General features: G+C 41.2%; 20 protein-coding genes. 9 read left to right on the top strand and 11 right to left on the bottom strand.

Translation table 11 applies throughout. The features are described from left to right. Positions 1–39: 39 nt before the first annotated feature. Complete coding sequence (ahcY, locus tag WH214_RS09695) at positions 40–1,422, bottom strand: adenosylhomocysteinase (protein WP_339421163.1); 1,383 nt, start codon at positions 1,420–1,422, stop codon at positions 40–42. 221 nt (positions 1,423–1,643) lie between these two features. Here ahcY and WH214_RS09690 point away from each other — a divergent pair, with 221 nt between their 5' ends. Further along, the gene (locus WH214_RS09690; RefSeq protein ID WP_339421161.1) at positions 1,644–2,177 is read left to right on the top strand and encodes a cysteine peptidase family C39 domain-containing protein; all 534 of its coding nucleotides are present in this window, start codon (positions 1,644–1,646) and stop codon (positions 2,175–2,177) included. Positions 2,178–2,197: 20 nt separating this feature from the next. Then, on the top strand, positions 2,198–3,148 hold the full coding sequence (locus WH214_RS09685; protein ID WP_339421159.1) for a DUF4424 family protein: 951 nt from the start codon (positions 2,198–2,200) through the stop codon (positions 3,146–3,148). Between the two features lie 269 nt (positions 3,149–3,417). Here the strand turns inward: WH214_RS09685 and WH214_RS09680 are convergent, their stop codons facing one another. From WH214_RS09680 to WH214_RS09665, 4 genes are all read right to left on the bottom strand, one after another. Beyond that, positions 3,418–3,936: a tetratricopeptide repeat protein gene (locus WH214_RS09680; RefSeq protein WP_058869429.1), complete on the bottom strand. Its 519-nt coding sequence runs from the start codon at positions 3,934–3,936 to the stop codon at positions 3,418–3,420. 79 nt (positions 3,937–4,015) lie between these two features. After that, complete coding sequence (locus WH214_RS09675; protein WP_339421157.1) at positions 4,016–4,354, bottom strand: DUF3325 domain-containing protein; 339 nt, start codon at positions 4,352–4,354, stop codon at positions 4,016–4,018. Next, positions 4,351–6,063 (bottom strand): PepSY-associated TM helix domain-containing protein, encoded by a 1,713-nt coding sequence (locus WH214_RS09670; protein ID WP_339421155.1) that lies wholly within the window; start codon positions 6,061–6,063, stop codon positions 4,351–4,353. The genes WH214_RS09675 and WH214_RS09670 overlap by 4 nt, the downstream gene beginning before the upstream one ends. A gap of 7 nt (positions 6,064–6,070) precedes the next feature. Continuing rightward, positions 6,071–6,421 (bottom strand): hypothetical protein, encoded by a 351-nt coding sequence (locus WH214_RS09665; RefSeq protein ID WP_005399742.1) that lies wholly within the window; start codon positions 6,419–6,421, stop codon positions 6,071–6,073. A 273-nt stretch (positions 6,422–6,694) separates the two neighbouring features. Here WH214_RS09665 and WH214_RS09660 point away from each other — a divergent pair, with 273 nt between their 5' ends. Continuing rightward, positions 6,695–6,955, top strand: a complete 261-nt coding sequence (locus tag WH214_RS09660) for a hypothetical protein (RefSeq protein WP_339421152.1) — start codon at positions 6,695–6,697, stop codon at positions 6,953–6,955. A 97-nt stretch (positions 6,956–7,052) separates the two neighbouring features. On the opposite strand, the gene WH214_RS09655 is transcribed toward WH214_RS09660, so the two are convergent. Next, positions 7,053–9,527 carry an acyl-CoA dehydrogenase gene (locus tag WH214_RS09655; protein ID WP_339421150.1) on the bottom strand — a complete coding sequence of 825 codons (2,475 nt, stop codon included), beginning with the start codon at positions 9,525–9,527 and terminating at the stop codon, positions 7,053–7,055. A gap of 291 nt (positions 9,528–9,818) precedes the next feature. Then, positions 9,819–10,832 (bottom strand): lipoyl synthase, encoded by a 1,014-nt coding sequence (gene lipA / locus WH214_RS09650; protein WP_004693928.1) that lies wholly within the window; start codon positions 10,830–10,832, stop codon positions 9,819–9,821. A gap of 208 nt (positions 10,833–11,040) precedes the next feature. Here lipA and sthA point away from each other — a divergent pair, with 208 nt between their 5' ends. Next, positions 11,041–12,456 carry a Si-specific NAD(P)(+) transhydrogenase gene (gene sthA, locus WH214_RS09645; RefSeq protein WP_004693926.1) on the top strand — a complete coding sequence of 472 codons (1,416 nt, stop codon included), beginning with the start codon at positions 11,041–11,043 and terminating at the stop codon, positions 12,454–12,456. A 313-nt stretch (positions 12,457–12,769) separates the two neighbouring features. Here the strand turns inward: sthA and WH214_RS09640 are convergent, their stop codons facing one another. Next, on the bottom strand, positions 12,770–12,910 hold the full coding sequence (locus WH214_RS09640; protein ID WP_004693924.1) for a hypothetical protein: 141 nt from the start codon (positions 12,908–12,910) through the stop codon (positions 12,770–12,772). Positions 12,911–13,330: 420 nt separating this feature from the next. Beyond that, positions 13,331–14,263, bottom strand: a complete 933-nt coding sequence (locus WH214_RS09635) for a hypothetical protein (protein WP_339421148.1) — start codon at positions 14,261–14,263, stop codon at positions 13,331–13,333. A gap of 266 nt (positions 14,264–14,529) precedes the next feature. Here WH214_RS09635 and WH214_RS09630 point away from each other — a divergent pair, with 266 nt between their 5' ends. Both WH214_RS09630 and WH214_RS09625 read left to right on the top strand, forming a co-directional pair. Next, entirely contained in the window at positions 14,530–15,000 is a 471-nt protein-coding gene (locus WH214_RS09630) for a YaiI/YqxD family protein (protein ID WP_004693920.1), read from the top strand. A 13-nt stretch (positions 15,001–15,013) separates the two neighbouring features. Continuing rightward, positions 15,014–15,925 (top strand): DMT family transporter, encoded by a 912-nt coding sequence (locus WH214_RS09625; protein WP_339421146.1) that lies wholly within the window; start codon positions 15,014–15,016, stop codon positions 15,923–15,925. Positions 15,926–15,940: 15 nt separating this feature from the next. Here the strand turns inward: WH214_RS09625 and WH214_RS09620 are convergent, their stop codons facing one another. Continuing rightward, positions 15,941–16,510, bottom strand: coding sequence for a PilZ domain-containing protein (locus WH214_RS09620; protein ID WP_004693916.1), 570 nt, complete (start codon positions 16,508–16,510; stop codon positions 15,941–15,943). A gap of 24 nt (positions 16,511–16,534) precedes the next feature. Here WH214_RS09620 and WH214_RS09615 point away from each other — a divergent pair, with 24 nt between their 5' ends. The 3 genes from WH214_RS09615 to WH214_RS09605 all read left to right on the top strand — a co-directional run bounded on the left by WH214_RS09615 (position 16,535) and on the right by WH214_RS09605 (position 21,019). After that, positions 16,535–17,770, top strand: a complete 1,236-nt coding sequence (locus WH214_RS09615) for a lipoprotein-releasing ABC transporter permease subunit (protein ID WP_004693914.1) — start codon at positions 16,535–16,537, stop codon at positions 17,768–17,770. Next, positions 17,763–18,446, top strand: coding sequence for a lipoprotein-releasing ABC transporter ATP-binding protein LolD (lolD, locus tag WH214_RS09610; RefSeq protein ID WP_004693913.1), 684 nt, complete (start codon positions 17,763–17,765; stop codon positions 18,444–18,446). Before WH214_RS09615 ends, lolD begins: the two co-directional genes overlap by 8 nt. Before the next feature lie 101 nt (positions 18,447–18,547). Then, on the top strand, positions 18,548–21,019 hold the full coding sequence (locus WH214_RS09605; RefSeq protein ID WP_339421144.1) for a DNA internalization-related competence protein ComEC/Rec2: 2,472 nt from the start codon (positions 18,548–18,550) through the stop codon (positions 21,017–21,019). On the opposite strand, the gene WH214_RS09600 is transcribed toward WH214_RS09605, so the two are convergent. Then, on the bottom strand, positions 20,919–21,908 hold the full coding sequence (locus WH214_RS09600; RefSeq protein ID WP_339421142.1) for a lysophospholipid acyltransferase family protein: 990 nt from the start codon (positions 21,906–21,908) through the stop codon (positions 20,919–20,921). The two genes, WH214_RS09605 and WH214_RS09600, sit on opposite strands and share 101 nt — an antisense overlap. Positions 21,909–21,964 lie beyond the last annotated feature (56 nt).

Genomic DNA, 21,964 nt, shown 5'->3' with positions numbered 1-21,964 from the left:
CCACTAGGAGAAGGCTAGGATGAGGGGGAAATATAAAACTTAGTACTTATAAGCGTCCGATTTGAATGGACCTTCAACCGCTACACCTAAGTAGTCAGCTTGTTCTTGAGTTAAGGTTGTCAACACACCACCAAAACCAGCAACCATTGCCTCAGCAACTTCTTCATCTAATTTCTTAGGAAGCAGTTCTACACGAATGGCAGCTTGTTTTTGATCTTCAGCAAGATCCGCAAATTTTTCAGCGAACAAGTGCATTTGACCTAGTACTTGGTTGGCAAAAGAACCATCCATAATACGTGATGGGTGACCCGTTGCATTACCTAGGTTAACTAAACGACCTTCAGAAAGAAGGATCAAGTAGTTATTTTCATCTTCTGAACGATAAACTTGGTGAACTTGTGGCTTCACTTCAACCCACTTGTAACCACGTAAGTAGTTGGTATCGATTTCAGTGTCAAAGTGACCGATGTTACATACCACAGCGCCTGCTTTTAATGAATCAAGCATTGCAGCGTCGCATACGTGGTAGTTACCAGTTGTCGTTACGATAAGGTCAGTATTTTGAAGAAGATCAACATTTACATCTTCTTTTTTACCAGTTTGTACGCCATTTTTGTATGGAGATACCACTTCGTAACCGTCCATGCATGCTTGCATTGCACAGATAGGGTCAACTTCAGTGACACGTACAATCATGCCTTCTTGACGAAGAGATTGAGCAGAACCTTTACCTACGTCACCGTAACCGATTACAAGTGCACGACGACCAGATAAAAGCATATCTGTACCGCGTTTGATGGCATCATTCAGTGAGTGACGGCAACCGTATTTGTTGTCGTTTTTGGACTTAGTTACTGAATCGTTGACGTTAATTGCAGGAACTTTCAAAGTACCGTCACGAAGCATTTCATACAGACGTTGAACACCTGTAGTCGTTTCTTCAGTTACGCCGTGGATTTTTGCAATCACTTCAGGGTATTTTTCATGAACAAGGAGGGTTAAATCACCGCCATCATCCAAAATCATGTTGGCATCCCAAGGCGTGCCATTCACATTGATTTGTTGTTCTAAACACCACATGTACTCTTCTTCTGTTTCACCTTTCCAAGCAAATACAGGTACACCTGAAGCCGCAATTGCTGCAGCAGCATGATCTTGAGTAGAGAAGATGTTACAAGATGTCCAACGAACTTCTGCGCCTAATTCAACTAGGGTTTCAATAAGAACCGCAGTTTGAATGGTCATGTGGATACAACCAAGGATTTTTGCACCAGCAAGTGGTTTTGCAGCAGCATAACGCTTACGTAGGCCTATAAGTGCTGGCATTTCTGCTTCAGCAAGTTTGATTTCTTTACGGCCGTAGTCAGCGAGTGAAATATCAGCAACTTTGTAATCTGTAAATGAAGCAGTAACCGCGTTCATCACGATCTCCTAATATAAAAAATTGATCATTCAGTTCGCGGATGCCGTTGTTGATTCAAAAGGGATTTGAACCGGATCGTCGAGCCTAGCGATTTCACATTTATGTACCTGTGAAAAAGTCGCAGCATCCCTCGACTAGCGAAGTATTGTACTTGGAAATTGATTCAGTTCCAACGATGTTTTGTTTATTATCAACACAATCATCTTTTTCGAATTGTGTTATGGCCGTGAATATCCCTGAATCCTTAATGAACCTTGAAGCTAATGGCGGTATTTATGCGGTATGGATGCTACTCCAGCATTTATATATCGATGCGGATATTGAACAGTTGATAGAGGTCTGTGGTTATGATGCAGAAAACGGAACGACAACCATTGGCTTGGCAGTCGGATTAAAGAAATTTGGCTTTGATGTTCAATTTTATACTGATGAAGACCCAGAGCTTCAAGCACAAGAAAAATTGAGTTATGCAGAAGCTGAGCAACTAAAACTGCCAGTTTTATCGGCCATCAATTACCAACAAATTCAACAGGAATTTGAGCAAAATAAATTTATCATTGTCTATTACGATACTTTAGAAGGCATTGGAAACCATTCACTGGTTTATTCTATAGATGAGCAGGAAATCTGTTTCTTTGATAGTTTTGATGCGATGCCTGCATCTGTATTTGAACAGCAACGTCAAGTCGAGGGCATCTGCCGACAAGTGATCGTGCTTGATCATTCAAGCGCTCGCATGGAAACAGCACAATAAACATGAAAAGAAGACGTTAAATGAAAAAGATCCTCGGACTATGCGTGTTCATCTCTATGCAGATCAGTGCGAATGACAGCACGGGTTTTGTGGCAACGGGCGGTGTGCAATATCTGAAAAATCCAAAAATCAGTATGCAAAGTGAAGATTTGTTTATCAGTAAAAACATCATTCGGGTGAATTACCAATTTAAAAATCTTACCGCTCAAGATATTACGGAAACTGTTTTATTTCCCTTGCCGCGTGTGGGCAGTTCGCGTGAAAGCGATTTTGCGCATACCGAACAATTGATTCAAAGCTTTAAAGTACAAGCCAATGCACAAAAGATTCAGCCAGAAACGCATGTGCGTGCATTTTTACCCGCTTTAACGGCAGGTGGTGACTTCAATTCCATTGGTGACGTCGTCGATGTGACTGCAGGTTTGAAAAAATGTGGTTTTTCAGATCAAGATTTGATGTATCCGTGGTTATTGCAACAAGACTCTACGCTTAATCAGCGTTTGTATCGTTGTCAGGACAAAACAGTGCAGCAGCTTTTAAAGCCCTATCAGGCGGATGATGAAATTTATTGGGAATCGCAAATTATTTATAGTTGGCAGCAGAAGTTTAAGGCCAATGCGTTGACCCATGTACAACATGAATATATGCCATTGGTCGGTGGTTCGGTCTCTTTATATCCTGAAGAGGATGAAAAGATCTATTGTATGGATCAAAACTTTAAAGCAGGTTTGAAAAAGGCCAAGTCACAATATGCACCTTATCAAGCTTTGGGCTATATCTTAAAAACGGGTGCAAATTGGGCGAAACCTATTCAAAGTTTTAAACTGACCATTGAGCGTGACCCGAATGAATTGGTTTCATTTTGTTGGAATGGTCAGGTGAAAAAGATCAGTTCGACACAATTTCAAATGACAGAAAAGAATTTTGTACCGAAGCAGGATTTAGATATTATTTTTGTGCGTAAGTTTTAAGTCCAATTTTTTGGGCGTTCTTTTGTTTCGGCAAAAGAACCAAAAACATTTGTCATCCGAAAAATCTTTTTATTTTTTGAATCTAGAGCGCCTTTTGTTGCAAAAAACAATTCATTTTAAAGGCGACTACTTCGTCTTACGCGGCAAATAAAAGTATTGCTTTTATTCTTGCTTAGGTTGCGGATGACCTTATGGCCCATCGAATGAAATTTAAAAAATGCCAGTCAGTTTATTCACTAACTGGCATGACATCAAAGGAGGAGTTGTGTTTATTCTTGTTCTGCGGCATCCGCCTTGTCGTGCCAGTATTTGGCTTTTTCTTCATCGGCATCGACACCTAATGCATTTTCATAAATGAATGCCAAATCACGCATGGCTTGAGCCTCACCCAGTTCCGCTGCTTGTTGTACCAGTTCAATTGACTTAGCGACATCTTTTTCAACCACATCGCCCCGACGGTAAAAACCAGCTAACTCTAATATTGCAGTAGGGTGTTTGAGTTCAGCGGCTTGTTTTAACCAGTGATGTGCATGTCCAAAGTAGGTTTCAGCTTCGCTTGGATCTTCTTCGCGAAGTTCTTTGGCATAAAAAGCATAACCTTCACCCAGCCAATACATGGCTTCTACATGACCCAATGCTGCTGCTTTGAGCGCCCATTCTTCTGCAAGCGTAATGTCATCTTCATTTTCACTTTGCATATACAGTTCAGCAAGTTCAAATTGAGCGTCACTATTACCTGTTGTTGCAAGGTTGACCAATTCAGCAGGAATTTTAGGAGATTTAGGCATACAAATAACCAAAGATTTAAACTGTGGATAGCCTAATGCTTTCAAGTGAAAAAGCCAATCCGAAGATTGGCTTTTAGGTTCAGATCAGGTGCAAAGTTAGGCTGAATATAAATAAGAGTAAAACTGAAACAGCGATATTCTTAATTTTTTGCTCAAAATAACTTAAGCAAAGTCCAACAAACAGTGCAGCGAAGCTAATTACGCCAATCCAATAACTGATTTCGGTGCTCCAATGTCCTTGTGTTAAGCAAATGAGCAAAGAAACAATTAACAGTAACCAACCCACAGTGGTTGCTAAGCGTGTTTGCTGAAGTGTCAGTTCTTTAGCAAAGATTTGCTTTTGGTGCTTAGACATACTGCTGGCAAGAGCAAAAAAACCTAAGGCTGCTAAAGCCCAAATGATCAGAAACCAAATCATGCTTCGGCCTCCTGAACAGGTACTTTCACTTTTTTGTTCGGCAAACCTTGATATTTTTTAACTTTGTCATAAGCGAAATAGAAAATCACTGCCATTACCCACATGGCTAAATCAACCGATGCAATCATCCATTGACCCTGAGCAATGCTGTTCCACAAAGCCTGACCGCCTGTCATCAAGTTGACCACTGGCAGCAAGGCGAAAGCGAGTGTTGCCAATAAAAGTAAGTCTAACCATGCTTGGCGGTGGTTACGGAAAATGGCATAAATCAGCGTGAGTAACCATACGGTAAAGAAGCTACGAATTTCCCAGTTCAGGCGCATTTCTACATCTGCTGGAATGAAACGGTTGGCATAAAAATATGCCGCGCAGGCCAAAGGCAAACCAATAATGGCCGCAATATTTAGGACTTCAACCAGTCGGAAACCAAACGATTTATAGCCTTGTTTCTGCTGTTGGGGTGCACGTTTTACACACCAAAGGATCAGACCTGTAGCCACCATGAGCGTGCCTAAAATACCCGAGCAGAATAATAACCAACGCAGTGCTAAGTCGAGGCCACGCGCTTCGTGTAAGACAGTGACCACGTTATAAATGCCACTTGGAATCGATGGATTTTTTATTCGTATATTTTTATCCGTTTCGTTTTTACCCGTGACACCGTTATAGTGGAGGGTTGCATACATATTACGATGCGCGACGCTTTCGGCACGCAAGGCACGAAACTCAATTTTGGCTTGGTCTGTATTGGGTGAAATAATGTTAATTGAAGCAATTGGATTGTCTTTCCACTGTTGTTGTACTGCTACCATAATCGGCGCTAGTTCTGTCAGTGGGGCAGGGCGGAGTTCGGGTTGTGGTGGGCGTTCCTCACCACGACCTTGAGCATGTACACCGCGTTGCTGTCCACGTTCTCCACGAGCCGCTCTTTCGCCTTCGCGTGGCACATCTTCAGCCTTTTGGGGCTGTTCAATCATACTGGCCTGTTGGTCACGTAAAAACTGTTGTCGATTTTCATACGCTTGGTTAATTCCCCAAGGCATGAACATAAACATGAGCAGTAGTAGGCCACTAAAGGTAATCATTAGATGAAAAGGCAATGCAAAGACAGCGGTTGCGTTGTGTGCATCTAGCCATGAGCGTTGACCTTTGCCAGAGCGAAAGGTAAAGAAATCTTTAAAGATTTTTTTATGGGTAATGATGCCGCTAACAATTGCGACCAACATGAACATGGTGGCAATCCCGACCAACCAACGCGTCCACAGGCGGGGTAAACCGTACAATTCAAAATGGAAACGATATAGGAATCCACCACCACGCGTATCCCGTGGTTCAATCACTTCACCAGTCGCACTGTCTAAGGTGATGCGTGTTCCACCACGACGTGCTTTCGGGTCTTCACCAACGGCACGAATAGTCACTTCAGTTGTGGTTTGGCGTGAGTTGGGCAGTTGAATGTTCCAACTGCCAGCATCTAGGTGGTTTTTCTGTAAATAGTTGAGAGCGACCTGCATTTGTTGTACTTGAGACTGCGCAGGGATAGATTGATGTGTTTCTGGTTTCATCCAAGTAGAAATTTCATTTTGAAAAAAACTCAGGGTTCCAGTCACAAAAATTGCATACAGCAGCCACCCTAAAATGAGACTGGCCCATGTATGCAACCATGACATGGATTGGCGCGGTCCTTCCGCTTTTTGATCAACACGCATTGAAAAACTATCCTAAAAATTTGAGTAGGGCATACAGTGCAATACATGGCACAGCAATGCCGAGTGTTGCTTTTAAGGTTTTTTGAACCATAAAGACCCAAATAAAGGCAGCACAGTTAAGACAAAATGCAATGAGGGTGGCGCTCATGGCCGCATTCACAGGATTTGCAATAAAGACTTTAGCAATGGTTAATGCAGAGAGCGCAGCAAGGAGATAACCTCCGAGCAATGCAAGTGCAAATCGATACAACACCATCAGACGGTAGCTAAGTGGTGTGTCGACTTTCTTCTTTTTGGCAGGCTTCGGACGGACTTTTTCCGAATGAACCAAGGCATCAATTTGAGTTGTGCTATTCATGGAAGAGAGTTGGTGTATTAGTAAACAATATTGCAAATGATAACAATTATTATTTAAATAAAATAGATGGTAACTTTATTTATTTTTTCTGTAACGGTAAGTGAGTTTGGTGAATAGAAAAATTTGGATTGTAGTCGCTGCCTTTTTAAATAGATTTGATTCTTATTGTTATTTCTCTAAGGAATGGCTACACAGTGTTACCAAATCACGTTATACGCTGTTTTGTTCTGCGTTAGTTTCATAGTCAATACTTGGGCGAATTTGGAGGAAAAGATGGCTGCTTTTATTAATGCCGAACAGGCAAAAATTATGTCCAACCAAGCGTATTTAGATATTGAAGTCTATAAATTACGTTTAGCCTCACTAATTGAGGAGAGTGCGAAACATGGAAATACTGCGGTATTTACCGTATTGCCAAAACATTTACCCTTAGAAGATATTCGTCATCTTTCAGCAGAACTTACCCAACTGGGATATCAAGTCCGTTTGGAAGTGGAAGAGTTCTATTACCGTTTAAACGTGTATTGGATTTAAAACTTCGCTTTGTTGTCTTGGGTTATATTGTGTGGATAAAATAAAAGCCCGTAAACGGACTTTTATCTTTTAGGAGTTTCCAAAACCGATGAGAGGGTTATGGTTGAATATCGGAAGCCTTTGTATGATAGGGATTCTTTAAATCTAGTGTCTGTTCAAGCTCATGATCGAAAATGTCGGTGAGCATACTATCGAAGCGTTGAGCATTGTAATGAATCAACTGATCCACTTCCTCAGGGTTAATGAATCCTGTTTCAAGTGCATGTTGAATATGTGATTCAAAATCTAAGCCTTCAAATTGTCCTTTAGACTCCGCTTTTTTAAACTTTGTCCACAGTGGATCAATCTTTAATGCTGCTTGGAAGGCATTTTCCATACGCCCAAAGACGTCATTGGGATCGGTATTGTAAAAAACATGCTGCTTTAGTTGTTCACGGAAAGGATTATTTTCCATGATCACACGTCCTAATTGCGTTTTTAGCTGATCACTTGGTTGTTGGGCAACACGACCAAAAGGGAAACAGATGAACTTGACTACACAAGCTGCCGCTTGCATAGGAAAGTTTGCAAACAGACCATCAAATGCATCCTGAATTTGAACAAATGCTTTTTCTAAAGCCAGTTGTGCATGCTGTTGTTCAGCCTCACTACGTTGTCCTTTTTCATAAAACTTCAAAATAGCGGTTGCTATAAATAGATGGGCATGAATGTCAGCCAAACGTCCTGAAAGCATTTCTTTGCGTTTAATATCGCCTGCAAGTAAGCCTAAACACAGGTCTGCGGTTAAGGCAAAGTTTGAACTGAAACGGTTAATGGTTTTGTAAAAAGGACGTGAGAAAGCATCTGTCTGTGCGGAAGCATCTGAAGGGCCACCGAATATGCCATAACTGAATGAACGGGCTGTTCGGTTAAAAGTATAAGCCAAATGTTTAAAAAGTAGCGTGTCGAAAGGCGCTAAAGCTGACTTTGTATCTTCTGCTTGAAGGAGTTGGAGTTCTTCATATAAATAAGGATGACAGCGCATTGAGCCTTGACCAAAGATCATTAAAGAACGGCTCAAAATATTGGCCCCTTCAACGGTAATTGAAATGGGGATGGCCTGATAATTCAGTGCTAAAAAATTGCGTGGCCCCATTTGTACCGCCCGACCACCAACGACATCCATCCCATGATTGACAATTTTACGCATGGTTTCGGTGGCATAGTATTTGGCCATAGCTGTCATCACCGCAGGTTTTCCACCTTCATTTAAACCACAAGTCACCATATAGCGAAAAGCTTCTAACATATACGCACCGCTGGCAATATCACTGGTAGCTTCTTGCACGCCTTCAAAATGTCCTACGGAAATTTTAAATTGTTGGCGAACTTTGGCAAAAGCACCGACACTTAAATAAGCCATTTCAGCTGAAGCAGTGGAGAGCGCTGGCAGTGAAATCCCACGACCTACAGCTAAGCATTCCATCAGCATGCGCCAACCTTTACCTGCATTTTCCACCCCACCAATAATCCAGTCGAGTGGGATAAAAACATCTTGTCCATCGACTGTGCCATTCATAAAGGGTGAACCAGGATTATGTCGCGCGCCGACTTGGACACCTGCATGACTGGCAGGTAATAAGGCACAGGTGATGCCGTATTCAGTTTTGCTTGCATCGCCTAATAGTCCATCAGGGTCATAGAGTTTAAAAGCGAGACCAATCACAGTCGCAATAGGCGCCAGTGTAATCCAGCGTTTTGAAAAATTCATACGTAAACCGAGTACTTCTTGACCTTCAAACTGTCCATAACAGACTACACCTGTGTCCGGTATTGCACCCGCGTCTGAACCCGCCTCAGGACTGGTTAAACCAAAGCAGGGGATTTCTTCACCTTTGGCTAGTCCTGGTAGGTAGCGCTGTTTTTGTTCCTCAGTTCCATAATGTAAAAGCAATTCACCTGGGCCTAGAGAGTTGGGCACCATACAACTGACGGCAGTGGTCAGTGAACGTGAAGAAATTTTGCTCATGATGCGGCTTTGGGCAAAGGAGCTAAAGGCGCGACCGCCGTATTCTTTGGGAATAATTAAACCTAAAAAGCCTTGTTCTTTGATGTATTGCCATGCCTCAACAGGAAGATCTTTTAAGTGGTGATGAATTTCCCATTCATTGAGTAAACCACAAAGGTGTTCAACTTCATGATCTAAGAAGGATTGCTCTTCAGCAGACAGAGTTGGGTAGACATAACCATCAAATTTTTTCCAGTCAGGCGCACCCATAAATAATTCTTTTTCCCACCAACTGGTGCCTGCATCCAATGCTTCACGTTCGGTACTGCTCATACTCGGCATGGCTTTGGCTAAAGCTTTATAGGCTGGTTGAGTGATTAAGGACTTGCGTAACGGATCAATAACCACAATCAGGCTGAGAATAATTAAGGGCAGACCTAAAAGTAATGACCACGGACTGATAAAAATAGCAGTGAAGAGGGATGCAAAAATAATGATTGCAGTTGCCATTAAGCGACTGAGTTCAAAATAAAAAATAGCCCAGAGGATACAGATTAAAAACAGAATGGCGAAAATGAAACCCATTGAAACCTCCCGTTGTTTACACCGTGAGGTCAGTCATACGTTTTATAGAATTCCACGGAAAATAAGGCAAAACGTAGACTAAAAAGGTGTAATAAAATGAATTTGATGTGATGTGTAGCATCACGATTATTTTAGACTTTGAATTAGATTAGGGTGTTTATTGAACAATGACTGTGTTAGAAATGTATGAATACGTAATTGAAAAATATAAAGAACGAAGATCGTAATAAAAAAAGCCCTCATATGAGGGCTTTTAATTTTTGCGTTTTAACTGTTTAACACCACAGCAAATTAAGCTTCAATCGTTTGAACAGCAATCTTTTTCGCAGGATCTGCTTTGCGACGTACTGCTGGTACAGGTTCGCCATAGTATTGACGGTCAGCGAAGTAGCTTGAACGAACCATCGGCGCTGCCCAAATATTTCTAAAGCCCAGCTTTTGACCATGCGCAGTGTAGCGTTCAAATTCTTCTGGTGTAACGAAGCGGTCAATCGGCGCATGCTCTTTAGAAGGCTGTAAATACTGGCCAATTGTTACATAGTCAACGCCGTGTGCATGTAAGTCATCTAGAAGTGAAATGACTTCTTCTTCAGTTTCACCAATACCGACCATTAAACCACATTTGGTTGGAACGTCAGGGCAATATTCTTTAAACATTTTCAACAGATTTAAAGAGTGTTGGTAGTCTGAACCTGGACGCATTGCTTTGTATAAACGCGGCACCGTTTCAATGTTGTGGTTAAACACATCAGGTGGACACTCAGTCATAATGCGAAGCGCAATGTCCATACGACCACGGAAGTCAGGTACTAAAATCTCAAGTAAAGTATTCGGGCTTAATGCACGTGCTTCTTTAATACAGTCAACAAAGTGCTGTGCACCACCGTCAAGTAAGTCATCTCGGTCTACAGATGTGATCACGGCATATTTTAAACCTAAGTTTGAAATTGTTTCAGCCATGTGACGTGGTTCGTCTGCGTCTAGTGCATTTGGACGGCCATGTGCCACGTCGCAGAAAGGGCAACGACGTGTACAAATGTCACCCATAATCATAAAGGTTGCAGTACCGCCACCAAAACATTCGGGGAGGTTTGGACACGCAGCTTCTTCACAAACGGTATGCAGTTTTTGTTCACGTAGGGTTGATTTAATGCGTTGCACTTCTTCGGGTGCTGCCATTTTCACGCGAATCCAATCCGGCTTGCGTGGCGTTTCAACCGTAGGAATAACTTTTACAGGTATACGCGCGACCTTTTCTGCGCCACGAAGTTTGATACCCTGCTCAGGTTTACGGTTTTCAGACATATTCAACTATTCCACTGTTTTTGACGGGGGAGATGCTAAAAATAGCAGTATTAGTATAGCGGAAATGCGAATTGATAGGGCGGAAATACTATTCATTTACTAAATGTGGTTATCACTTAATATATGTAAGCTAAATACAGCAAATTGCCTGCAATTACGTCATAATATGCCCAAGATAAGTAATAAGTTTTTAAAGAAGGAGCGTTGAATGCCACGTAAAAAAGAGGTCGTTGGTGGAACTTTCGTTAAGTACGATGCGGTCGTTCTAGGTTCAGGCCCTGCGGGTGAAGGCGCGGCAATGAAACTTGCCAAATCTGGAAAGCGTGTTGCGATTGTGGATGTACGTGAGCAGCTCGGTGGTAACTGTACCCACGTGGGGACCATTCCAAGTAAAGCTTTACGTCAAACGGTATCGAGTATTATCCGTTATCGCCGTGACCCAATGTTTAAAAAAATGGGTGACTGGCGTCAGTTTACAATGAAGCAAGTACTTCAAAATGCACATAAAGTGATTCAACAACAAGTTGATACACACTCTCGTTTTTATGACCGCAATAAAATTGATATTTACCATGGTCGTGCTTATGTTCAAGACCAAAATACGGTTTTAGTATTTAGCCCTGAAGGCATCAAAGAAACGATCATGTGCAAACAAATCGTGATTGCAACGGGTAGCCGTCCATACCGTCCTGCGGCGCTTGATTTTAATCATCCGCGTGTATTCGATTCGGATAAAATTTTAGACCTTGATTATTCGATCCAAAAAATCATCATTTATGGTGCGGGTGTGATTGGTTGCGAATATGCGTCTATTTTTATTGGACTAGATCACAAAGTTGACTTGATTAATACACAGCACAAATTGCTGAGTTATCTAGATGATGAAATTTCTGATGCTTTGTCTTATCACTTACGTCAACAAGGGGTCTTGATTCGCCATAATGAGCAAATTGATCATCTTGAAACGTATGATGATCACGTGGTGTTGCATTTACAAAGCGGTAAGAAAATTAAAGCAGATGCTATTTTGTGGTGTAACGGCCGCTCTGGAAATACGGATGGCTTAGGCTTAGAAAATGTGGGTATTACGCCAAACAGCCGTGGTCAAATTACAGTCAATGATCAATACCAAACCGAAGTGGAAAACATTTACGCGGCGGGTGATGTGATTGGTTGGCCTTCACTGGCTTCTGCTGCATATGACCAAGGTCGTTGTGCAGGTGCAAACATGAGCGGTGAAGTGGGTGTAGAACCTGTGGTCGATATTCCGACAGGAATTTATACCATTCCAGAAATTTCTTCGATTGGTAAAACTGAACAAGAGTTAACTGAAGAAAAAATTCCGTATGAGGTGGGTCAAGCTTCTTTCCGTCATTTGGCGCGTGCGCAAATTACGGGTGACACAGTGGGTGAATTGAAAATTTTATTCCACCGTGAAACTTTGGAAGTGCTGGGTGTTCATTGCTTCGGTAATAACGCTTCGGAAATTATTCATATTGGTCAAGCGGTGATGAATAGTCCAAACAATACCATCAATTATTTTGTTGAAACGACGTTTAACTATCCGACGATGGCTGAAGCGTATCGTGTAGCGACCTTAAATGGTATGAACCGTTTGTTCTAATTTTTATAGTATTTTCAGAGACCTGCAAGTTTAGACTTGCAGGTTTTTTTATATCTAAAATTGCTATTTTTTTTATTGTAGGTATGTCTCAATGTCTAAAACTTTTCACCAATTTGTGCGGTGGTAGGTGAGTGCGACAAGTAAGGGGGGAGGGAGCAACTTTGCTTATGGGATACAAGTAATTTTGTGGGTGCCATGTTTCTTGGCGTAGAACATGGAAAGAATGATCCAGTGATACGGCGTAGCAGATATTCTAGACATAAAAAAACCAACAAAGTTGGCTTTTTTGAATTGGGCTGCGACGTGAAATCAGTTACAGGATGAACTGATGTAAGAAGTAGGCAGAAATCATCATGCCCAACACAAAAAACATGCACGAATAGGCGTCAAGCTGATAACGCTTTTCTAATTGATGTTCAACATGCTGTATATTTTCTTCTTGCATAATTTTCATGGAAGTTTTTATTCCGATTTAATTATCGTTAAAATCCTATTGCATGTTTGTATTTTTAACATAAAAAAATGCTTAAATAAAGTACTAATTAAAAATAATCAGATCACCACTATACATAATCACTTAAATATTCAAGTTTATGCTGAATTAACTCAGAAGCCAGCAGCTACCAATAACTAACTATCTGAAAGTCATAGAACTTAGGATTTTATTATTTATCGTTAAAATAAGATAATTGAATTTAAAACTGTGGATAAATGTACTTTTAAATGAATTTAAAATACCAAGAGATAATAAAATGTGTGGATAAGTTTTATACAAATGAATTCAAATTAAAATAAATCGTACTGATATAAATAAAGAAGCCAACGCAGCCTATACATCGATCTTGCATAGTCTGCGTTGGCTTGTTTTTATAAATTATTGATTTAATGCATAAATATTGGCTTGAATCCAGATATTTCCGCGAATGTATTGTCCAATATTAAAGTTGGCGTACTTAGGATTTTTAGTGGCAATACGAATCAGTGTTGCAGGTTGGTTGTCTTCATGAATCAAGGCAACATCAAGCAGAGTGTAGTCTTGTTCCATAAATTGCATGCTGGTTTTGCCAACAATATTCCCTTGGAACCATGCTTCATCTTCCTGACCGATCTTTTCGCCATACAAATAAGCGACCATTTTTGAAAAATCGACAGTCACAGGTTCTTTGTCATCATCCGACTTTGGTTCCCATGCATCAATCTGTTCTTGCAGGTTTGCAGGAGCAATGCCATTGTTTGCTGCCAAAATATCGTTCAAGGCACGATGATGTTTAATCGATGCAGGGTCATCGACCACCAGTTGCTCGTGCTCTGCGACTGCTTCTAGTTCATATGCCCATGCATTGAGATGTGCAATATAGGTTTGGTCTTTTTGGTATTGAGCATGATTGACGCTATATAAGCTGTCATAAGCGTAGACGATGCTGTTATTGCCTAAGTTTAAACGTAAAACGGCTTGTGTGTTGGATTGACCGCGAATGATGCGTTCAACCACAGCAGACACTTTATAGGGGCTATTAAAACTTGGAAATGCAGTTTTAACAGCCTTCGGTTTATTGTCTTCAACCGCGATGACTTGAGTCAGTTGAACAGCCGCTTGACTTGGACCTTGAATGAGCCAACAACCCGCATCCATATCTTGTTCAGTCTGGCATAAACCCATCGGCATGGTTGGTGCATTTAAAGCTAAACCTAACCATTTAGGGACATCTTGTGCAGGGTTATCTGTGAGTAAATTCCAATGCTCGACGTGGCTACCAAAGTTTTGGTCATCAATGGTGATTTTTTCTGGACTATTTTGATTGTTCATATGCACGATTGAATGAGGTTATATATCCCTATTAAATCGAGGGTTATTTCTATATTTCAAGTGCTATATTTTATTTTTACTGGAAAATCATCAAAAAAGACTAAAGCCTTACTTTATTTGACAGACAAAATAGTAAAAGCATTTCCTTGCGATACTTAAAAAGTATGACACAAGCGTTGTATTAGGGATTTTGAGCGGTTTTATCTATTATGCTCAAGCACTGAGTTTGTTAGACTAAGGCAGTTTCTTTTGTTTATGGATGTGCAGTGCTGCCATTTAAACTCTGGGTCGATGCAGATGCATTGCCTAAAATTTTACGTGAAGTGATTTTACGTGCTTCAGATCGTTATCAGCTTGAAGTGACCTTTGTGGCCAATCAAAATGTCGGGATCACGCCTTCAGTTCGTATAAATTCAATTCAAGTAATGAGTGGGGCCGATGCCGCGGATAAAGAAATCATCGAACGCATGAAAGAGAATGATATTGTGATGACACAAGACATTCCGCTGGCAGCACAGGTGATTGAAAAGGGTGGAATCGCAATTCACCCACGTGGTGAAATCTATACTACAGCCAATGTCAAAGCTCGCCTACATTTACGTGATTTTATGGATTCATTACGTGGCGCAGGCGTAAACACGGGTGGGCCACCGCCTATTTCAGAGCGTGATAAACGAGAATTTTCTAGTTCTTTAGACCAAACCATTCAAAAGCAAAAACGCAAAACCGCCATTTAGCATCGAGCTGATTATGTCTTCTAAAGCCAATCTGATGGCAACCTATGGATTATTGGTTTTTATTTGGTCCACAACGCCTTTAGCGATTGTGTGGAGTGTGACCGATTTACATATGCTGTGGGCGTTGGTATTACGTTTTTTCATCGCGTTGCCTTTAGCGATTTGTTTGTTATTGGTTTTAAAGCGACAGTTCCCCACTGATAAAGTCGCTTGGCATAGTTATTTGGCTGGTTCTTTTAGCTTGATTGGCTCGCAGTTTTTTACCTATGTGGCGACCAACTATATTAGTTCAGGCATGATTGCATTGATGTTTGGCTTAGCACCGATTATGGCAGGGCTGATCGGACGTTTTTACTTTAAGACCTATTTGAGTGCGATGCAGTGGCTTGGGATGTGTATTGCACTGCTAGGACTTGCGATCATTTGTCTTGCAGGTACAGCACAGCATGTCCATCCATTTGGAATTGGGCTGATGTTACTGAGTGTATTTTCTTATGCAGCCTCTATTTTCTGGGTGAAAAAAGTCAATGCGAATATTGAACCCGTTGCACAAGCGACAGGTTCAATTTTGGTGTCGACATTGGCGGCTATATGTATTGTGCCGTTTATTTGGCAGTATGCACCGCAGCAAATTCCCGATTTGAAAACTTGTTTGGCGCTGCTATATACGGTCATCATGGCGTCATTGATTGCGATGTTCTGTTATTTTAAATTGGTGCAGAAAATTCAACCCACGACTTTATCGCTGACTACTGTCATGACACCGATGATTGCTTTATTTGTAGGTGCTGTGCTGAATCAAGAAAAACTCTCGATGATGGTGATTGTGGGTGCAGTGGTTTTACTGTCAGGTTTATTCGTTTATTTTTATAAAGATCTTCAGGCAAGTCGGAAACTTGCCCAAAAGTTAAAAAGCCAAAACTAGTCCAAGGTTCTTGCTTTAATGATCTTCGACCGTCAAAGAAATACAGTCGGCCAATTTGACACGATCTTGCGGGTGCAAGGTAATAAAGTATGCTCCCGTACGGCACTTTCCATTTTCCTCTTCATTGCTGTACACCACTTGTGCAATCGCGGCAATATGGAAGAAGTTTTCAGGGTGGCTCAAGGTTAAGTGGATATAGGTACCATCTTGAATTTGTTTTTCGCTATAGAAACTCAAACCACTTTCAGAAAAATTCACATGTTCAGGCGTAGGTAACATGGTTTGTACAATTGTGTCGTACAAAGACCCCGTGATCAGGTTTAATTTCTGGTTAAATAGGGATAAGATTCGAGCAATTTGTTGATCTTTTTCAGATAATTGTTCTAATTCGTAGTTTAGTGCATGATCAAATTGATCTAATTCTGCGAGTAGTAGAAAATAGCGCGGTAAAACAAAATTAGGATCGTAAGGGTCATTCAGGGCAACATCATCAGAAATGATCTGATAGTTAATTCTCAAGGCCGCATCGATTCGTGACATCACACGACGTTCTGTTTGAACGTTTTGATGCTGTAAATTTTCCATAATTATGACCTCGGACTAGATGGTATGTTTAAACCAATCTCGCTGTATATAGGGTTGAGATATACTCGCGCACGGCGTAGCAACCACTTTATTTCTTTTATTGCACTGGTTTCGATGATCGGTCTAACACTGGGTGTGGCTGTACTTATTACAGTCTTATCTGTAATGAATGGTTTCGACCGAGAGTTGAAAACACGTGTACTTGGAATGATACCTCAAGCCACTGTTTCTTCAACACAAATTTTAACAGATTGGCCTGAACTTGCAAAAAAAATTGAGACAAAGGAACACGTCACAGGCGTAGCACCGTTTACTCAATTGCAGGGGATGCTTACGGCGCAAGGCCAAGTGGCTGGAATTATGGTCACGGGGATCGAACCTCAATATGAAAAAAAGGTTTCGATTATCCAAGACCACATGGTTGAAGGCGGTATTGATAACTTAAAAAAAGGTGAGTTTGGTATTGTTCTAGGCAAACAAATGACCGATGCCTTAGGTTTAGGTTTAAATGATAGTGTGACTTTGGTTTTACCTGAGGCAACACCATCTCCAGCGGGTGTGGTACCGCGTTTTAAACGTTTCAAAATTGTGGGCATTTTCAGCATTGGTGCTGAGGTCGATTCGATGATGGGCTACATTGCCTTGAATGATGCATCAACGTTGTTACGCCTACCTGATGGCGCGCAAGGCATTCGCTTGAAATTGGATGATATTTTTGCAGCACCTAAAGTGGCTGATGAAATTGTTATGGATCTGCCAAGCGGTTTTTATGCTTCGAATTGGACCTATACTCATGGCAATTTGTTTAGTGCGATCCAAATGGAAAAGGCCATGGTGAGCTTATTACTCTTCCTGATTGTCTTGGTGGCTGCATTTAATATCGTGTCATCCTTGGTGATGGTCGTGACCGATAAAAAATCGGATATTGCCATATTACGTACCCTTGGTGCCTCACCTGCAACTATTACCCGTATTTTTATGGTTCAGGGCACGATTATTGGTGTGATTGGTACGGTATCGGGTGCGATTCTCGGCATTGTTTTCGCCTCTGGAATTAGTGGTTTTGTGGGTTGGTTAAACAATGTGATGGGACTTCATCTGTTTGATGCCTACTTTATCAATTACTTACCATCGTATTTAAGATGGCAAGATGTATTAACCATTGTGTCCCTGTCTTTAATTTTAAGTTTCCTTGCAACAATTTATCCTGCAATGCGTGCTGCAAAAATCCAACCTGCGGAGGCATTACGTTATGAGTAAAATTGTTTTAGAAGCGCAAAATATTGAAAAGCATTTTACCGATGGTAAGTCGACTGTTGAGGTGATTAAAGGTCTATCTCTACAAGTTAAAGCAGGTGAATTTGTCTCGATTGTGGGGTCGAGTGGTTCGGGTAAAAGTACTTTGTTGCATGTCTTGGGCGGTTTAGACCGTCCGAGTTCTGGGCAGGTTTTTTTGCAGGGTAGTCGTTTTGACAGTTTAAATGAAGCCGAGCGTGGTTATTTACGTAACCAACACTTAGGTTTTGTTTACCAGTTCCATCATCTATTGCCTGAATTTACCGCTTTGGAAAATGTGGCAATGCCACTGATGTTACGTCAAGGCACCAACTTTAAAGATGTACAAAAGCAAGCCGAATATTTACTCGAACGTGTAGGATTGACGCATCGTTTAACCCATAAACCGGGTGAGCTTTCAGGCGGGGAACGTCAACGTGTTGCATTAGCGCGTGCATTGGTGGCCAAGCCAGCATTAATGATGGCAGATGAACCGACAGGCAACTTAGATCGTAAAACAGCAAGCAAAATTTTTGAGCTGCTGATGGATTTACGTCAGGAGTTCAATATGGCGATGTTGATCGTGACACATGATGAACAACTGGCTCAGTCCGCCGATTCTATTTTGCATATGCAAGATGGTCTTTGGGTCAATGACTAGGCTGAGAGCCGATAAAAATATGAGATAAAGCCACTATCTATTGAAGCCCACTTCGGTGGGCTTTATTATGGCGCCAATAAAAAAAATAACTGAATAAAAGAATGAAGTTTTTATATGCTGCTGCTTGGATTGTAGGAATTGCATTGATGGGGCAGACCGTTCCCATTCTAAATCACCTTTTTTATCCAGCGCTGATTTTAGTCATCGTACTTTTGCCGTTACAGTTTTTTTTCTTTAAGTACAAACACGCCCTTATTTTGCAGTTTATAGGTGGGCTGATTTATTCCATGTTGTTTTTAACTGCGGGATATCATTATGCACAATCGGCTTTGCAGCAGCGTCTAGCTTATAAAGAAACAAAAGTTGAAGATGCTGAAATTATTGTTTATATCGCAAAAATTAACCAACTGGGTGCTGAGACCATTCAGCAAGAAATGCAGGTCTTGAACCGACATGTGCAACCAGTACAGTGGTTGGGTTTTCAAAAACGAATATCAGATGAGCAAGCGGTCTTGGAACTTGGGAAATACTACCGACTGACAGGGGAAATTCGTCCTGCACATAGTTATGCGGTGCAAGGTGTATTCGATGTTGAGCAGTGGTATCTGCAACGTAATCTCATGTCTGGTTTCAAACTCAAGCACATACAGCCCTTGTCTGAGTCAGAAATTTCTGCATTAGGCTATACCCATCATTTAAAAAAACAGCAGGGCGTACTCAATAAGATTCAACTGGGTATAGAACATCAGCGATTAAACATTCGTCGTTTTATTTATACTCAGCCTTTAAGCCATAAGGGCTTAATTCTAGCACTCCTGACTGGGGATGAAAGTTTCTTAGATAAGGAGACTACAGCCTTTTTTCAACGCTTTGGTATTAGCCATTTATTAGCGATTTCTGGGCCACATGTGTTGATCTTTGCCGTGATGCTGTGTTGGCTGTTACAAAAGGTGCTAAATCGTTATTGGCCACAGATTTTTCTAAAAATCCCACGACCTTATGCATTGTTACTGCCATTTTGTTGCTGCGTATTGCTGTATTGTGCCTTTGTCGGTTTTGAGATTCCTGCACTTCGTACTTTACTCAGTTGTTTCTGTTTAAGTGTGTTGATTTGGCTCAGGCAGAAAATTTCAGCTTTGACGTTACTCTTATTGAGTGCATCCCTCCTTTTACTGTTTGATCCTTTTTCAATTCTATCAGCTGCCTTTTGGTTGTCCTATGGTGCGTGCTTTGTGCTTTTACGCATTTATCAAACCACTATTCGGCTCGATTTGACTCGCCCGCAGTCTTGGCAGAAAAAACTCGTTTTTAGCCTAAAACTTTTGGTTGAGTCGCAGTGGAAAATATTTGTGGCTTTGATGCCTTTGGTGATTATTTTCTTCAAGCAAGTCTCATGGGTGAGCCCGATCAGTAACCTTGTCGCTATTCCACTGATCAGTTTACTGGTTGTACCACTGGAGGTTTTGGCAGCATTTACTTTTTATCTTTTTGAACCGCTGAGCAGCCTTTTGTTTCAGTTGGCAGATTGGGTGCTGGTATTTTTATTGGGCATACTCAATGTGCTGGATGCGCTACTACCGATTAAGTTGTATCCGATTGCGCTCAATAATTGGCAAGTCATTTTGCTGATTTTGCTCTTAATCATTGTTTTTATGCCCAAACCTAGTCTACCAAAATCATGGCTCGTGCTAGGTTTGATTCCTTTGTTGGGGTTCAGTAGCCAAAACAGTCCTTTTGAGTTGATTGTACTGGATGTCGGTCAGGGACAAGCGGTGTATATGCAGCATGGGCAACAGCATGCCATGATTGATGTTGGTGGCTCCTATGATGAATCGAAGTTTAGCGTTGCTAAGCAGATTATTCAGCCATTTTTATCGAAGCAAGGCGTGAGCCAATTAGATCAGCTGATACTTACACATTTGGATCAAGATCATAGTGGAAGTTATGCCAGATTAAAAAATGAGTTGTCGATCAATCAAGTTTACTCTAATCAGCAATTGGATGTGGCAACTACGTCAAACTTTAACTATTGCCAACAAGGTCAGATCTGGCACTGGTCTGAACAAGTGGAAATCAAAATTTTGTCGCCGAAAGCCAATCAATTGGCACAAGTGCCTTATCAGCAAAATGAGCTATCTTGTGTGGTCTATATACAGGTGAAGGATGTACAGTCTTATCAGTATTTTCTGATTATGGGCGATGCTGGCTGGCAAACCGAGTTTCAATTATTACAGGATTATCCGGACTTAAAAGTTGATGTATTGGTCTTGGGCCATCATGGCAGTCGACATAGTTCAGCCTATGCGTTTTTAAAACATTATCAACCGAAATTAGCAATTGCCTCAGCAGGGTTCAATAACCGTTATGGACATCCAAGTACAGTAACGCAAACTCGTTTGAAAGCTTTAAACATCCCACTCTTAACAACAGTAGAGCAAGGCAGTATCAGTTTTATTGTGCAGCCTACAGGGATTATTGAACTGACGACACAACGTCAGACTCGACAGTGGTTACAATCGACTGATTCTGTTGTTCCATACGCAATTGCTCTAAACGGGTCACAGCCTCATTAAAGGGAAGGTTATACAGTGCTCGAAGTTTAGGGTTGGCCTTAAAGCGCTTATAGGTCCAATGATAATGCTCAGGATAACGGTGGACCAAGTCCTCAATAGCTTGGTGAATGACGAAGGTGCCATCATTGGCTGTACCTTGATAAATACTTTCGCTCATTTCTTCAATGTACATATCAAAGCCATCATCATTACGAATAGCATAGAGCAGTAAAGCCTTGGCTTTGGTTTTTTGAATCAGTTTGGCGCTCAGGTTGCTTGAAGCTAAAGGAAAGCCAAAATAAGGAATCATTTCACCGCCTTGTTTTGGGGTATGATCAGGCAGAATTACGGTCGTCCCCCCTTGTTTGAGCGCCTTAAAAATTTGGCGTACCCCCGATTCATCGGTCGGTACAAGGTGAGCGCCTTCACGACTGCGCGCCTCACGAACAAATAAGTCAGCACCGGGGTCCTTGACCGGTTTATACATAATGGTCATTTCAGTAAATTGGGCGACATAACTATTCATAATTTCCCAAGTCCCAAAATGAGGTACGATTAAGACTAAACCTTTCTGAGCGGCAAGCGCCTGATGTAGCAAATGTTCGCCATGTACTTTTTGGACGCGTTCAATATTTTTTTGGTTGCTTGAACCCCAGATACTAAAAAATTCAAAATAGGTGGTCAGTTCATTACGCACTGCTTGTTTCGCAATCACTTCACGTCGCTCATCACTCAGCTCAGGCAGCGCAATTTTTAAATTGAGTCTGAGGGCATCATTGTTTTTACTGATTTTTAAAAGATTGACTAAGCCTGCTAAACCCTTAGCAAAAAAACGTGCAAATTTAATAGGTTGTTTGCTTACAAAACGCAGTAAACGATAAGTCGAGTTTTGCTCTTGTGCTTTAGTCATTCTTTAGAGTCAATGGTACATGTGGATAAAAACATAAAATATTATAGGCTAAAATA

The sequence above is a fragment of the Acinetobacter sp. MYb191 genome (assembly GCF_037572605.1).
In the GTDB taxonomy this organism is placed as follows: domain Bacteria; phylum Pseudomonadota; class Gammaproteobacteria; order Pseudomonadales; family Moraxellaceae; genus Acinetobacter; species Acinetobacter johnsonii.
The sequence above is the reverse complement of the archived record's forward strand: the minus strand, read 5'-3'. Positions and strand labels throughout refer to the sequence as shown.